12 protein-coding genes are annotated in these 15,701 nt (G+C 43.4%); 10 read left to right on the top strand and 2 right to left on the bottom strand.

Features of this window, described 5'->3' with window-relative positions; genetic code table 11:
• Positions 1-5: 5 nt before the first annotated feature.
• Positions 6-1,322, bottom strand: a complete 1,317-nt coding sequence (locus tag ACIGG7_RS13675) for a YheC/YheD family endospore coat-associated protein (protein ID WP_397549976.1) — start codon at positions 1,320-1,322, stop codon at positions 6-8.
• A 131-nt stretch (positions 1,323-1,453) separates the two neighbouring features.
• On the opposite strand from ACIGG7_RS13675, the gene ACIGG7_RS13670 reads away from it, so the two are divergent.
• From ACIGG7_RS13670 to ACIGG7_RS13645, 6 genes are all read left to right on the top strand, one after another.
• On the top strand, positions 1,454-2,593 hold the full coding sequence (locus ACIGG7_RS13670) for a DUF445 domain-containing protein (RefSeq protein WP_397549975.1): 1,140 nt from the start codon (positions 1,454-1,456) through the stop codon (positions 2,591-2,593).
• Positions 2,594-2,678: 85 nt separating this feature from the next.
• Positions 2,679-3,032 carry a YlbF/YmcA family competence regulator gene (locus tag ACIGG7_RS13665; protein ID WP_224941666.1) on the top strand — a complete coding sequence of 118 codons (354 nt, stop codon included), beginning with the start codon at positions 2,679-2,681 and terminating at the stop codon, positions 3,030-3,032.
• A 466-nt stretch (positions 3,033-3,498) separates the two neighbouring features.
• Positions 3,499-4,368 carry a Cof-type HAD-IIB family hydrolase gene (locus ACIGG7_RS13660; protein WP_397549974.1) on the top strand — a complete coding sequence of 290 codons (870 nt, stop codon included), beginning with the start codon at positions 3,499-3,501 and terminating at the stop codon, positions 4,366-4,368.
• A 136-nt stretch (positions 4,369-4,504) separates the two neighbouring features.
• Entirely contained in the window at positions 4,505-6,001 is a 1,497-nt protein-coding gene (locus ACIGG7_RS13655) for a coproporphyrinogen III oxidase (RefSeq protein WP_224941664.1), read from the top strand.
• 177 nt (positions 6,002-6,178) lie between these two features.
• Positions 6,179-7,792 (top strand): long-chain fatty acid--CoA ligase, encoded by a 1,614-nt coding sequence (locus ACIGG7_RS13650; protein ID WP_224941663.1) that lies wholly within the window; start codon positions 6,179-6,181, stop codon positions 7,790-7,792.
• Between the two features lie 116 nt (positions 7,793-7,908).
• Positions 7,909-8,703 (top strand): enoyl-CoA hydratase, encoded by a 795-nt coding sequence (locus tag ACIGG7_RS13645; RefSeq protein WP_224941662.1) that lies wholly within the window; start codon positions 7,909-7,911, stop codon positions 8,701-8,703.
• 94 nt (positions 8,704-8,797) lie between these two features.
• Here the strand turns inward: ACIGG7_RS13645 and ACIGG7_RS13640 are convergent, their stop codons facing one another.
• Positions 8,798-8,983: a YhzD family protein gene (locus ACIGG7_RS13640; RefSeq protein ID WP_224941661.1), complete on the bottom strand. Its 186-nt coding sequence runs from the start codon at positions 8,981-8,983 to the stop codon at positions 8,798-8,800.
• Positions 8,984-9,166: 183 nt separating this feature from the next.
• On the opposite strand from ACIGG7_RS13640, the gene ACIGG7_RS13635 reads away from it, so the two are divergent.
• From ACIGG7_RS13635 to ACIGG7_RS13620, 4 genes are all read left to right on the top strand, one after another.
• Complete coding sequence (locus tag ACIGG7_RS13635; RefSeq protein ID WP_224941660.1) at positions 9,167-10,066, top strand: ABC transporter ATP-binding protein; 900 nt, start codon at positions 9,167-9,169, stop codon at positions 10,064-10,066.
• The gene (locus ACIGG7_RS13630; RefSeq protein ID WP_397549973.1) at positions 10,059-11,309 is read left to right on the top strand and encodes an ABC transporter permease; all 1,251 of its coding nucleotides are present in this window, start codon (positions 10,059-10,061) and stop codon (positions 11,307-11,309) included. The genes ACIGG7_RS13635 and ACIGG7_RS13630 overlap by 8 nt, the downstream gene beginning before the upstream one ends.
• 140 nt (positions 11,310-11,449) lie before the next feature.
• Entirely contained in the window at positions 11,450-12,649 is a 1,200-nt protein-coding gene (locus ACIGG7_RS13625; RefSeq protein ID WP_397549972.1) for a metallophosphoesterase family protein, read from the top strand.
• 17 nt (positions 12,650-12,666) lie between these two features.
• On the top strand, positions 12,667-15,636 hold the full coding sequence (locus ACIGG7_RS13620) for an AAA family ATPase (protein WP_397549971.1): 2,970 nt from the start codon (positions 12,667-12,669) through the stop codon (positions 15,634-15,636).
• Positions 15,637-15,701: the final 65 nt, after the last annotated feature.

The raw sequence follows: 15,701 nt of genomic DNA, 5'->3' as shown, positions 1-15,701 counted from the left end.
CCTCCTTATTCAATCCATTTTGAGAAACTGTATTCATAAAGAGCTTTAACCGACGGGCGAATTCGATCGTTTTCTAAGTACGTTCGTTTAGAAGGCTTGGAGTTGATCTCGATCAGCCAAGGTTTTCCACTTTCATCTATACCCACATCAATGCCAAACTCTGCGAAATGCCCTTCAAGGCTATCGGCCAGTAACTTTGCGGAAACGATACATAATTCCTTCATCTCCTTCAGAATGGTTCTGCTTTGCTGAGGAGAAAAGAAAGACTGTAAGACGAGGAGGGGTTTTTCGATCCTGCCACCCTGATCGACATTTGCCACGAATTGATCACGTGCGGCAATGCGTGCTACGGAAGAAACCAACTCCCAATCCCCCTTCCGATTCTGGTGACAGAGGAAGCGAAAGTCTAATGGCTGATCTTCTATTGATAGGAAGGGAATAGTCTCCTGTACTATATATGAAGTGCTCTTACACCAGGACCGAATTTGTTTGTAGAGAGCGGAGTAAGACGGGAAGGTCAGCGGGTTTTCAGTCGAAAATGTGTTTTGACGCATGTGAAATCCAGAGTCTCTTTTCTGGATGCGCATGATGTAACGGCCTTTGCTTCCGTTGATCCCTTTAATGAATACATCTTGGAAATCGGTCAGCATTTCTTCCAAGGAATCGAATCCCTGTACGGTTTCAGGCAGATGCTGTGAGATGACAGGGCTGTCTTTTAATGCATGGTAGACCTCATCTTTGGCCAGGAAGCCGGAATTGAATAGGCTAATGTCCTTTTCCCGTAAGCGGATAAGGGCCTTTTGAAAGGATGGGGATCTCTCCATCTTTCGAGAATGACATCGATTGTAAATCAGATGGGGAAGCGGGAGATCTTTGGTTTCCCAATCGCTTCCGTTGTGAACGACTCCTCCTGTTTCATTTCCGATAAAGGAGGAAAGTGGAAGCAGGTAGAAAAATCCACCTTTTCGTTGAAACCAGTCCTGACACTCTGTAAAATATTCTTTTAAAGAGTGTGTTTGTATGGACTGATTGATTAATAGCGCGACAACAGGTCCCAGATGGATGATGCCTTTTCTTTCATCGGTGGAAACCCATATACTCTCCAGATTTGGTAAAGACGCGAATAATGAATCCGTCGTATCCAACATAATCTGTAAGGAATCGGCTTTTGTTTCCATGCATATGACATCGAGAAGAGAATTCCCGCATTTCAACGTCATGTGCCGTTTAAATGTAAGGTTCTTCATTATTCTTGTTGGAACATACAAATGGTGATGATCATTTGTATTTAAATGCGAACGAAATGAACATTTTATCTTCATCAGGCATTCCCCGTTTGCATAACCCGTAATAATGACTCTATAATGATTTATTGGGCTAATGTTGATATAGCATTCTATGTAAACATGGGCAAAATGTTCAAACGAGAGAAGTAGAAAAGGAAGGTGCACTCATGCTGGATGCTTTCATCCTCATATTGTTTATGGTAATTGTAGGGGCCCTCATCGGAGGAGTCACCAATTCGTTAGCGATAAAAATGTTATTCAGACCTTATCGGGCATATTATATTGGAAAATTTAAAGTTCCATTCACGCCGGGTTTGATCCCGAAGCGCCGGGGGGAATTGGCGGAGCAACTCGGGAAGATGGTGGTGGATCATCTTATCACACCTGAAAGCCTTCAGAAAAAAGTAATGAACGAAGAATTTCAAAAAGATGTGACCGGTTGGCTCACAGAAGAATTAAAGCCGGTGTTCACATCCGATAAGTCAGTGAACGAATGGCTCAATATCCTGCAAGTCCCCGTGTCTTCGGAAAGACTGAATGAATGGCTGGAGGAGTGGGTTGCAGATAAGTTGAAGGATGCCAAAGCTTCGTATACATCTAGGACCTTGGAAGAGACACTTCCTGAAAAATGGCAGGAAAAAGTGTCAGAAAGTATTCCGAAGCTTGTTGACTTCATCGCTGATCGGGCGGAAACCTATTTCACCAGCCCGGAAGGAAAGATGAAAGTGAAAGTCATGATCGATGATTTTCTGAAAGAACGCGGTATGCTGGGCAATATGCTTGGCATGTTCCTCGGTAACACATCGGTTGCGGATAAGGTACAGCCTGAAATCGTGAAGTTCATCAAGCATGAAGGAACACAGGAAATCCTCTTTAATCTGCTCATCAAAGAGTGGGCGAAACTGAAGCAAATGAAGCTGGAAGAATTCATCGATAGATTGCCGGAAGAAGACTTGATCAGGTCAGCTCAGACCTCCCTCGTCAAACTCGTCAACATTGAAGGACATCTATCCAAACCGCTCAGACAATGGCTCGAGCCGCATCAAGAAACCTTCTTTAACACAGAACTTCCTAAATGGGTGGATAAAGGGACGGACCTCTTATCCCGAAAAATTCCGAACCTGATGGAAAAGATGCATCTGCAGCATATTGTGCAGGAGCAGGTCGAATCTTTTTCCGTTGGCAGATTGGAAGAACTCGTACTTGGCATTTCACGAAGAGAGTTCAAAATGATCACATATCTCGGGGCATTGCTCGGGGGAGTGATCGGGATCGTACAAGGGATTATCGCCCTTTTGATCTCCTGATTTACGCTGTTTAAGGGTCCTTCCTAGAAATCCCCACTATTGTTTGTTATAGTGGGGGAGAGTGAAATTATAGGAGGTACGTATTTTGGCTATTAACTTATACGATCAAGCGAACGAATTAGAAAGTGCATTGCGTCAGAGCGATGAATTTTTACAACTGAAGAAAATGTATGATGAAGTAAACAATGATGAATCTGCAAGCAAGATGTTTGAAAACTTCAGAAACATTCAAATGACGCTTCAACAAAAACAAATGAGCGGTGAAGAAATCACCCAAGAAGAAGTAGAGCAAGCGCAAAAAACGGCTCAACTTGTTCAACAACACGAAAAAATTGCTAAGCTAATGGAAGCTGAGCAACGCATGAGCATGGTCATCAATGACTTAAACAAAGTCATCATGAAGCCGCTTGAAGAACTATACGGTTCTATGCAGAAATAATAGTGGTGAATAGGGACCGACTTCCTGATGGGGAGTCGGTTTTTTTTTGTTGTGCTAGTGGTGAGATAGTTAGTTGTGTGTATCTGTGTTTTTTTCATTTATTGTTAAATGAAGCGATTAGGGTCGGAAATGACGCAATAATTGAAAAAACGACGCAATTAAGTTCGGGAATGACGCAATAAATCCAAAAATGACGCATTCAAGCCCGAAAACGACGCAATCATTGTTTTATACCCTTCCCAGAAAGACTCATCCATACTCCAGACCTCCCATTTAAACGGATATCGTAAGGATCTTTTCACGTAACTCCACTATTAACACCCATTTCTAAGGTGTATAGCACTCAAATCCTTCCACACTTCATTCATGAGTCAACATTTCCTATCCCGCCCCTTGTCATATTTGTCTACCCTCCTTCATAAAAGTAAAGAAAGGGAGTAGACAACATATAGGGGGGACACCAACGATGATCTATAGAATGCTTGCTTTAAATATTGATGGCACCATCGTAAATGATAACGGAAAAATTGCGAAGGAAACGAGGGAAGCAATTGAGTACGTTCAAGATAAAGGAGTTCCGGTCACATTGGTTACAAGCAGGAGCTTTGCTTCAGCAAAGAAAGTGGCCAAAGCCCTGAAGCTTGATAGCCCGATTGTAACCCATAGCGGTGCATATATCGCTGCTGAACTTGAAAAACCGATGTATGTGAAAAAGATTGCTGAAGACATTACGTATGAAATTGTTCAATTTCTGGAAGGTTTCTCAAGCCAAGTACACCTCTCCCATGAAAGGAAGTCCATCGTGGGCAAAGCAAACACAGGGGCAAGGGAGATGGCGAAGGTTTCCTGGCAGCGTGAATCGAAATTAATTTATAGCAAACAGTTCGTGGATCGTGTAAGCGACCATCTTCTGGAGAATCCAATGTCTGTTCCGAAAATATCTGTGGTCATGGAGCACAGGGAGGATGTATGGGATGTCGTCGCCTCACTGAAAGGGATGTATGAAGAAGTGGACGCCGTTCCGACATCTGATTATAAACTGGATATCGTACCGAGGGGAGTTTCAAAGCTCCGTGGCCTAATGTATCTGTCTGAACGCCTGGGAGTGAAAAAGGAACAAATCGTGATGGTCGGATCGGGGATCGATGACATTGATTCCATGGAGTGCTGCGGCCTCGGGGTCGCAATAGGGGATGCACCAAAGCAGGTAAGGGAGGCGGCGAACTGGATCACCCGCAGCCAGGTTGAAAAAGGCATTCCATACTTTGTAACCGAATTGTTCAGAAAACAGCATCCCATCCCATTTTTGAAAAAGATGAATATCATTAAATCGTAAAAAATGAACGTCCCGCTTTCCATGTGGAAGGCGGGGTTTTCTTTTATATAAGAGAAAATTCGGACCATTGACCATTCCCACCCCTTTTTTGTACACTTATAAAAGCTTAATTGTTTTTGTGAAAGGTGATTAAAACGTGAATGTTTTGATAAAAGGAATTGAGGATGAGCGTTTTGAACGCCCTCTAAGATTGATTGCAAATTTATTCTTTGAAGAGTCGGCTATTCACTTTGGTACGTATGACAGCCCAGACCTTCAAGTCCAATTAGAACTTTCTTCAGGAGAAAGAATCGAAGCGAAGGCCGTGTTATCCTCATTGTCTTCAAATCAGTTGTACGCTGCCCATTATGTACATGACTGGGCTCCGTATGAAAATGAGAAAGAACGTTTCAAACAGTTGAAAACGGCCATTTCCCATGTGTACCTAAATGTTCTCCAAGATTTGACCGGCATCAGGCAAAAATGGGGGATCTTAACGGGGATCCGCCCAACGAAGCTCTTACATAAAGAGACGCAGCTTGGAACACCAAAAGAAGAGATTCATGCGAAATTAAAGGAAGAATACCTGATTACTGATGAAAAGATTCAGTTGATGCAAAACATCGTGGATCGTCAGTTATCTGTTGTACCTGACCTCTATGATCTTCAGCATGAAGTGAGTATTTACATCGGTATCCCGTTCTGTCCGACGAAATGTGCCTATTGCACATTCCCTGCATATGCCATTCTCGGTAAGCAGGGAAGAGTGGATTCATTCCTGGCAGGCCTTCATTATGAAATTCAGGAAATGGGACGGTGGATGAAGGAAAATAACATCAAGATTACAACCATTTATTATGGTGGCGGTACACCGACGTCCATTACAGCAGAAGAGATGGATGCCCTGTATGAAGAGATGTACCGCTCTTTCCCTGATGTCGACAAGGTAAGGGAAGTGACAGTGGAGGCGGGGAGACCGGATACGATCTCACCGGATAAACTGTCTGTTCTTAATAAATGGAATATCGACCGGATTTCCATCAACCCGCAATCGTATACACAGGAAACGCTGAAAGCGATCGGACGTCATCATACAGTGGAGGAAACGATTGAGAAGTTTCATTTATCCCGGGAGATGGGAATGAACAATATCAATATGGACTTGATTATCGGACTTCCAGGAGAAGAGCTTCCTGAACTTCAGCACTCTTTGGACGAGACGGAGAAGCTTATGCCTGAATCGTTGACGGTCCACACCCTGTCCTTTAAAAGGGCGTCTGAAATGACGAAGAACAAGGACAAGTACAAAGTGGCGGACCGGCTGGAGATCGAGAAGATGATGAATCTTGCAGAAGAGTGGACAAAGGGGCATGGCTATGAACCTTACTACTTATACCGTCAGAAGAACATTCTCGGTAATCTGGAGAATGTCGGGTATGCTCTTCCTGGACAGGATAGCATCTATAACATCATGATCATGGAAGAAGTCCAAACCATCATCGGAATCGGCTGCGGTGCGGCAAGCAAGTTCATCAATCCCAAGACCGGAAAGATTACGCATTTCGCCAACCCGAAGGAACCGAATGCCTATAATCTTGGATTCAAGGAATATACCGAAAAGAAAATCAAGATTCTAAATGATTTACTTTCATAATAGGAAACACGTCGCATTCCCTTTGCGGCGTGTTTTTTTGTCTATCTTCCTCTCAATACCGGAATTTTTCATTCATGCTTAAAGGATAAACCACCTGTAAAGTAGAATTAGTGAATGAGACAGAGAAAATCAAACACCAATTGAAAACGCTTACTATTTTGAGGGGAGAGATCGAATATGATGCAAACACCTCTGCTTTTGACACAAATGATTGAACGGGCTGAAAAGTATTTTCCTAAGAAAGAAATCGTTTCACGGACCGAATCCGGTATCAACCGCTTCACATACAAGCAGTGGGGGGAACGGACGCGGAGGCTTGCAAGTGCCCTTCAGACACTGGGGGTTGAAGAAGGGGATAAAGTCGGTACACTCGCGTGGAACCACCATCGTCATTTGGAAGCATACTTTGCGATTCCATGCAGTGGGGCTGTATTACATACAATCAATATCCGATTATCCCCACAGCACATTGTTTATATAATCAATCATGCAAAAGATCAAGTATTGCTCATCGACCCTGATATTGTCCCACTCATTGAAAAGATCAAAGACCAGATCCCGACGGTCAAGGCATTTATCGTGATGACCGATGGAGAGCTGCCTGAGACGGTGTTAGAGCCCGTGTATCATTATGAACGCTTATTGGAAGAAGGAGATCCATCTTTTGAATTCAGTACGGACATAGATGAGAATGCACCTGCCGGAATGTGTTACACTTCCGCGACGACAGGCAATCCAAAAGGAGTGGTTTATTCACATAGAGGGATCGTACTGCATGCGATGGCTCTCGGCCTTGCAGATACGACTGGCGTCAGTGAGAGGGATGTGGCGCTGCCGGTGGTGCCGATGTTTCATGTGAACGCATGGGGACTCCCATTTGCATCGGTGTGGTTCGGAACGAAGCAGGTTCTGCCTGGACCATATTTTACTCCAGGGTTACTGGCCCAGCTCATGCAGGATGAGAAAGTAACCATATCAGCCGGGGTGCCGACGATTTGGCTTGGATTACTCAATGAACTGGAGAAAAAGGAATATGATCTCACAAGTCTTCGGTCCGTTTTATGTGGAGGATCAGCTGCCCCTAAAGGAATGATTCGCACATTCGAAGAGAAATTCGGCATTCCGTTCATGCATGCATATGGCATGACTGAAACAAGTCCACTTGCCGTGATTGCAGCATCAAAAAGCTATCAGGATGACCTCTCTGCCGAAGAGAAGCTTGACCTGAAAGCGAAGCAAGGGATCCTCGTCCCTGGACTCGACATGAAGATCGTCGGGAAGGATGGCGAAGTGGCTTGGGACGGTATTGAGATGGGCGAGCTAGCCTTAAGGGGTCCCTGGATTGCTTCTGAGTATTATGACGATGAACGGACAAGTGATGCATTCCGTGATGGCTGGCTGTATACGGGTGATGTCGTCACCATTGATGAAGAAGGCTACATCAAGATCGTCGACCGTACGAAGGACTTAATTAAATCAGGTGGGGAATGGATCTCCTCTGTCGATCTTGAAAATGCACTCATGGCCCATGAGCATATCTTTGAAGCAGCTGTGGTGGCAGTGCCTCATGAAGAGTGGCAGGAACGGCCTATCGCGTGTGTCGTATTAAAAGACTCGGGGAAAGGAAGTGTGACCAAAGAGGAGATCCTGGACTTCCTTAAGCCTCAGTTTGCTAAATGGTGGCTTCCAGATGAAATTCTATTCCTAGAGGAAATTCCTAAAACATCAGTTGGGAAATTTTTAAAAAGAGCCCTCCGTGACCAGGTACAGGACCAAATGAAGCAGGTTTAATTGGGAGGGGAGGTTGGCTTTATGTCGGTCTCCCTCTCGAATTATTTAACTTTTCTAAAAAATGATTCCTGAAAATTAAGTTTTACGCTATGCTAATAAAAAGGGGAGGGATTTTTTTGACAGTGTCAAATCAATATCAAACAGTAAATCTACATAAGGAAGGTAAGGTGGCGAGGCTTCGGCTGAACAGGCCACAATCGTTGAATGCATTGGATGCGGAGCTGATGGAAGAGCTTTTGGCAGCATTAAAAGAAGTGAAGAATGATCCAGCGATTTCTTTATTGATCCTGACAGGAGAAGGAAAGGGGTTCTCTTCTGGGGGAGATATTAAGTCCATGCTTTCATTAAGCGGAGAAGAGCAGTTCTCTAAGATCATGGATACGATCAGTGAGCTAGTGATGACGTTATATTCCATGCCGAAAGTGGTTTTGACAGGCATTCATGGGGCGGCAGCGGGTCTTGGATTAAGCCTTGCTCTAGCGTCTGATTATATATTATGTGAAGAAGACAGCAAGCTGGCCATGAACTTCATTGGAATCGCCTTGATCCCTGATGGGGGTAGTCATTTTCTGTTGCAGGAGCGTCTTGGAACGCATAAAGCAAAGCGGTTGATTTGGAACGGAAAAGTATTTGAAGGTCAGGAAGCACTTATGAAAGGACTTGTCGATGAAGCAATTCCTTCTGGAAAACTGGAGGAAGGGATCGAGCGATATACGAAACAGGTGTTGAGTGCGCCGACGAAAGCGATGTTGAAGACGAAAGAAGTTTATGTAGCACTTAATAAAGATAGATTGCAGCATGCACTCGACCTTGAGAAGGAAGGTCAATGGCTCATGCGCCAAACGTCCGATCACAAGGAAGGCATTCAAGCGTTCGTAGAAAAAAGAAGACCTGAATTCAAGGGAGAATAAGACAACGGGAACCAGCCTGATGGGGCTGGTTCTTTTTTGAATACATGTACATGAAAGAAAATGCATTACAGGCACGCCTGTAATGCAGAATCATTTATACATGGAAGAGTAATAACTTTCCAAGCGGAGAGGTACAGCGGTGAGTATGTTCAGCATACCCTTTCTCCTCGAGCATGGTTGCTCCCAAATTCTTTGCATCGCTGTCAGAAGAAGCCTCGAATGCTTCATCCAGGATTTTCTTACCGTCTTTTTCAAATACAGTCAATTTGTATACTTTCATTGTTTATACCCCTTTTTGTAGAAATGATGTACCCCTTTATTTTTTCATACTATCATTTTTTTGGGAAGTCAAAATAGTTTGATAATGAAAAAAGAATGGAAAATGAAACCTTTTATGGATAGAATCGTAGAGTACAAGAGAGAAAGAAGACTTTACTGGCGATAATGGAGGGGGATGCTGAAGATGAGTTTGAAAATACAACAGGTAACCAAAAGGTTTGGGGATTTCACGGCGGTAGATGAGCTGTCACTTGAAATACCCCCGAGTGAAATGTTTGGATTTCTTGGAGCGAATGGTGCAGGTAAGACGACGACCTTTCGAATGGTGTTAGGATTATTGGATGCAACGGAAGGCTTGATCACGTGGAATGGTAAAAGGATTGATTATTCCACCAGTCCTGAAATCGGCTATCTGCCGGAGGAAAGAGGACTTTATCCGAAAATGAAGGTCAGCGATCAAATCGTCTATCTCGCTCGTCTTAGGGGGATGGAGAAAAGCGAAATCCTGAAGGAGTTGGATTATTGGCTGGAACGGTTCAATGTCCCTCAATATCTCCATAAAAAAGTCGAGGAACTATCAAAAGGAAATCAGCAAAAGATTCAATTCATTGCATCCGTCATTCATAAGCCGAAACTGTTAATCCTTGATGAGCCTTTCAGCGGCCTGGACCCTGTGAATGTCGAGCTGTTAAAGGATGCCGTCCGGGAAATCAAGAAGAACGGAACGACCATCGTATTCTCGAGTCATCGAATGGAGCATGTGGAGGAGCTTTGCGAAAGCTTGTGCATTATGCACAAAGGTCGTCCCGTCGTCCATGGGGGGCTGAAAGAAATCAAGCGTTCCTTTGGAAAGAAGAATGTCAGTATTCATGCCGACTTTGACCTTACCTATTTGAAAGACCAAGAAGGGGTGACGAAGCTTAAAGAAACAACGGAAGGCGTCCTTCTTCAGGTAGAATCCGAGACTGCTGCCCAAGGAGTATTTCATCATGTCGTGCAAAAAGGCTTCCTTCGAAAATTCGAATTAGAGGAACCTTCCCTGAACGATATTTTTATAGAAAAGGTGGGAACTTCTTATGAATAATTTCTTCTTGATCCTTGGTCATTCTTATATGTCAAAGCTCAAGGCCAAATCCTTTATCATCTCGACGGTTATCATTGCCGCTGCACTCGTATTACTGGCTAATTTCGACAGTGTGATATCGAGTTTCACGGGAGATGAACAGGAAAAAGTAGCCGTTCTGGATGAAACAGGAAAGTTGTATGATCCACTCGTCCAACAGCTGGACATCATGAATAGCGAGATTCAATTAGAACAGGCCACTCAGTCAATGGAAAAGATCGAAAAAGAAATTGAAACGGAAGAACTGAAAGGCTTGCTAGTATTAAGTGTCAACTCAGATGGGCTTCCGAAAGCACTATATAAATCGAATTCATTATCGGAATCGACCGTAACCGGAGAATTACAGATCGCCCTGCAAAATGTAAAATCCTCACAAGCGGCAAGTAAACTGGAGCTTTCTGGGGAAGAGCTTACCTTGTTAAGCGGTCCTGTTGAATTTGAAAAAGAAGCGCTTGTTGAAGGTGCAAAGTCTGAAGAAGAACTAAGTCAGGCCAGGGGCATTGTATATGTACTCTTATTCTTTATTTATTTCTCCGTCATTGCTTATGCCAATATGACAGCAATGGAAGTCGCGACAGAGAAAAGCTCAAGGGTCATGGAAATCCTTATTTCAAGTGTGTCACCTGTTAAACAAATGTTTGCCAAAATCATTGGGATCGGTCTAGCAGGATTGACTCAATTAGCTGTTATCCTTGGTGTAGGCTATTTTACCATGATCCGCAAGAAAGATGAGCTAGTGGGTGGGTTCTTTGATGGATTTGGATTTGAATCCTTATCCATCAGTGTCATCATTTACTCAATTGTTTTCTTCTTGCTCGGGTATTTCCTGTACGCAACCCTTGCTGCATTACTGGGCTCACTTGTGAGTCGGATTGAAGATGTCCAGCAGATGATCATGCCGATGACTTTTTTGATCATGATTGGATTTTTCATTTCCATGTTCGGTCTCGGAAATCCGGAATCGGGATTTGTCACGGTGACGTCTTATATTCCCTTTTTCACACCGATGGTCATGTTCCTGCGGGTGGGGATGCTGAATCTGCCTGCCTATGAACCTCTTATTGGGATCGTGCTGCTCCTTGTGACCATCATCCTGCTGGGAGTATTCGGGGCTCGTGTCTATCGCGGTGGAGTCCTTCTATATGGGAAATCCAATTCGTATAAAGATATTAAGAAAGCAATTGATCTAACATCGAAAAAATAAGGAAAAGGCTGTCTCCACAGTGGAGGCAGCTTTTTTACTTGAATCGGGTAATTTGTGATTACCTACTGAAATGTTCCCGGGTTTTAGGATATAATGAAAGAATATAAGAACGTATATTCGGCATGCAAGGAGGAGACTTCATGGAGAGAATAAAATTTTTTCATGTAGCGGATCTACATTTGGACAGTCCTTTCGTGGGACTGAAACATTTACCGAAAGAAGTATTTGAACGAATACATAATAGCACGTTTGCTTCTTTTGAAAGAGTGGTGAAAGAAGCCATTGAAAGGCAGATCGACTTTATGATCATCAGTGGGGATTTGTTCGACGAAGAAGACCGCAGTATCCGGGCTCAGGCGAAATTAGTGAAGCAATTTCATCTCCTGCATTCAAGCGGTATCCCTGTGTATGTCGTTCACGGAAATCATGATCATCTGGGCAGCCATCGATTGGAGCTTGATATGCCGGAAAATGTACATATTTTTCTAGAGGATGCTGAAGTAAAACAGCTTACCACAAAAAATGGGGCTCTTGTTGATATAGTGGGTTTCAGTTATGGTACAAGGCATATCAGAGAACGAAAGATCGGGGAATATCCAAAAGGAAATGCGGGTCGTTATACGATCGGGATCCTGCATGGAAGTGAAGGAAGCATTCATTCATCTCATGAAACATACGCCCCTTTTACAATAGGTGAATTATTGGAGAAAAATTATCATTACTGGGCGCTCGGTCATATACACGAACGCCGGATATTACATGAAGAGCCACATATCGTCTACCCGGGAAACATCCAGGGCAGACACCGGAAAGAAACCGGAGAAAAGGGATGTTATGAAGTCATTTTGGATGAGCATCATACAGAGTTGTCTTTCATACCAACTCACGATCTGGTGTGGGAAACGTGCAGAGTTTCCCTTGAGGGCACTCAGCGGTTTGGTGAGGTCTATCAGCGTATAGAAAAGGCTTTGGAGTCATTATCCGATGACAGGCTGATTGAAGTCATCTTAACGGATGTGTCCTCACTACCCGAAGAGATGAAAGGAATGATCGAGAACGGTGATCTTCTGGAGGCTCTGCAATCTGAGCACGGGAGATATGGAAAAATGAAGTGGGTGCATTCTATTCGCTATACTCGTTCCGGCTCAGGCGTGGAACAAGACCCATTCAAGCAGGAAGTATTGGCCACCCTTGAAGGCATGGGGGATGGGGAGTGGAAGGCTGCCCTGTCGGAGCTGTACGAACACCCATCCATTTATCGCTTCCTGTCAACGTTGGATGAAGAGGAAAGAAGATTGATCATTAATGAAGCGGAGAGTCTGATTCGAAGCAAGGGCTGATTCTGGAGGTGAGATAAGTGAAATTACTTGAACTTCATATTTACGGATATGGAAAAATAGAAAACAAGCAATATACATTGAAGGATCTTCAATTATTCTTTGGAGAGAACGAGGCAGGTAAATCAACGATCATGTCATTCATTCACAGCATGCTGTTCGGTTTTCCAACGAAGCAGCAATCCCTTTTGAGGTATGTTCCGAAAACATCGACAGAATACGGCGGTAAGATTCTTTGTCAAATCGAAGGTGAGGGAATCGTAAGTATCCAACGAATCAAAGGGAAAGCTACAGGGGACGTAACAGTCCAATTCGAAGACGGCAGAATGGAAGGGGAAGACACCCTTCAGCGGTTACTCGGGAGAATGGATCGAACGACATATCAGAATATATTCTCTTTCAACCTCGAAGGGATCCAAAACATTCAGCGCCTAAAAAAGGAAGAACTGAACCGCTATCTCTTCACTGCAGGTTCCACAGGGACGGATACCCTTTTAAGGCTGGAGCAGGATTGGCAGAAAGAAAGAGATCGGTTGTTTAAGAAATCAGGTAGAAAACCCAAAATCAATGAGGTAATAACTCAATTAAAATCCCTTGAAAAGCAGGTACGGGAAGGGAAAGAGAAAAATGAACAATATTTGCCCCTGGTAGACAAGCGCAGTTCCCTTGAGGAAAACATCTTATCATCTGAGACTGAAAAGGAGGCCCTATCCGAAAGAAAAGAGGACCTGATTGCTGCACAGGAGAATTGGGGGACACTGGTCCAATATAAAGAAGTGGAGGAGCGTCTTTCACAACTGAAAGACATTGAATTTCCCACAAAGGGTTTGGAGAGGCTGAATGAGCTGAAAATCGAAGAAAGACAAATATCATCCTATATTGAAACCCTGACCGCAAAGCAAGAAAAACTTCAACAAAAAATAGTTGAGGAAAATGCCGGTCTTTCACTTCTGAATGAAATTCCTTTCATGGAAAAGATACTTTCAAGACAAACCTATTATCTTAAGTGGAACGAGGAAAGAAGTGAACGTAACAGAGAGTTGATCGTGATTCAAAGAAAAATCAGTGACACGCTCAGAGAGCTGGGGCTTGATATCGAGATGGAATCCATTCCGACACTCAATACCAGCCTGATGATGTCAGATCAAATTCAGCAAAGCGTGGAGCAATATACGAAACTTCTCCATGACCGTGAAAGCCTGCTGAAGCAATATGAAGAGGGAATGGAAGAGCTTCATTCTATCGAAAGAAAATGTGAAATACTAGAAAACCGTTTGATGCCAGAGGATGAATATCAAGACTTGCAACGTGCAGTAAAAGCCCAGTCCAGACATCAAGCTTCACAAGATCAGATGCAGTGGATGAACATGCAATTGCAGGAGTCAGAAGAGAGTTATAGCAGGAAAAAGGCAACATTTTCTCAACAGATGGTGTTAAGCAGCACAGCCCTTCTTCTTTTACTTGGAATCAGTGCATGGGGAATCTTTAAGGCGGATTGGTTCATTGCGGCGGTTTGCTTCATTCTGATCGCCGTAGTAGGAGTTACTGGCATGCAGTCAAGAAAAGCCCTTAGTGAAGAAGCCCGCTCCCTGCACAAAATCAGAACGAGAGTGAATGAATTAAAGCCAAGAGAAGAGAAGAACGATTACTCTCCTGAAAGAATAGAACAAAGCCTCAAGGAACAAATGGAGTTTCGAAACGAATGGAAGCAGCGCATCTTATCATTAGAAGAACAGGAAGGTAAAATCCATAAGCTGGATGAAAAAAAGAAATGGCTTGAGAAGGAAATCGTTGTCGTGGAGGAAAAAATCGCACAGCTTAAAGCGTCATTGAGACTGCCACCCGAGTTCAATTGGAAATCGCTCCGCGACGCGTTTGGCAAAATGAAAGAATTGGTATATGCCTATGAAACATTTACACATTTATCCGAACAAGTTGCCTCTATATCCCGTAACGTAAGTGATTACGTTGAAGAGTGTAAAATGTGGTTTCAACGACATTCCATGACATTCACTTCGGTAGAAGAAAGCTTCATACAAATAAAAAAAATCATGCAGGATCAAAAAAAGCAGCAGCTGACAATTGAAAATGCACAGTCAGAATTGGAGCCTCTTTCTCTTGAAGTCGAAAAACGAACCATAGAAAACAGAAAGATTCGAGATGATATAAATGCCCTCTTTAAGGATTCAGGTTGCGTTGATGAAACGGCATTTCGGGAGAAGGCCATTCAGGTTGAGGAAAGAGATGGGCTTTGGTCACAATACAGTGGGATGAGGACAAGGCTTACAGGGCGAACCCTCAGTACGTTTGCTGAATTTGATGCACAGGAAGAAATCATGAAAGCGATCACCCTCATCACTCAATCAATCGATCAGCTGTCACTTGAGGTATCCACTCAACAGAAAGAACTTGCCTCTGTTGTATATGAAATAAAGATGTTAGAAGAAGGGAAAAGTTATTCGTCCATCCTTCAGGAATTCCAAAGCAAAAAAGCGGAACTACAGGAACTGGCCAATGAGTGGTCAGGATACACGTTAGCACAAATATCCTTAAACAAGACTATCGAACTCTATCAGAAAACCAAAATGCCTAAAGTCCTGCAACAGGCAGAAGAAATCTTCCGAGAACTGACAGAAGGACACTATCAACGCATTTTTTTACTAGAGGACGAAATGATCAAAGTTGAGAGAAAGGATGGTTCCGTCTTTCATGCAGTCGAACTCAGTCAAGGGACGAAAGAGCAGCTTTACATCTCGATTCGATTTGCGCTCATCCAGTCATTCCGAGACAAATATCCATTGCCTGTACTGATTGATGATGGAGTGGTCAACTTTGATCAAGACAGAACTCAAGCATTTTTGAAACTTCTAAGAAAAATGGCCGTAAGCCATCAGATGATATTTTTCACCTGTCATCCACATGTTAAAGATACATTTGACGACGATGAAGTGATTAGGTTGTATCGAAATGAATCCATCCGTATTTCCTGATTTGGTCAGATACCAATGGTAATCAGTATCTGGATTGGTTACAATGTACTAGGAGTTTTATTGAA

It is taken from the genome of Rossellomorea sp. NPDC077527 (genome assembly GCF_044542955.1).
Classification (GTDB): Bacteria; Bacillota; Bacilli; order Bacillales; family Bacillaceae_B; genus Rossellomorea; species Rossellomorea aquimaris_E.
Note: the sequence above shows the minus strand (reverse complement) of the source record. Positions and strands in the feature narration are given on the sequence as shown.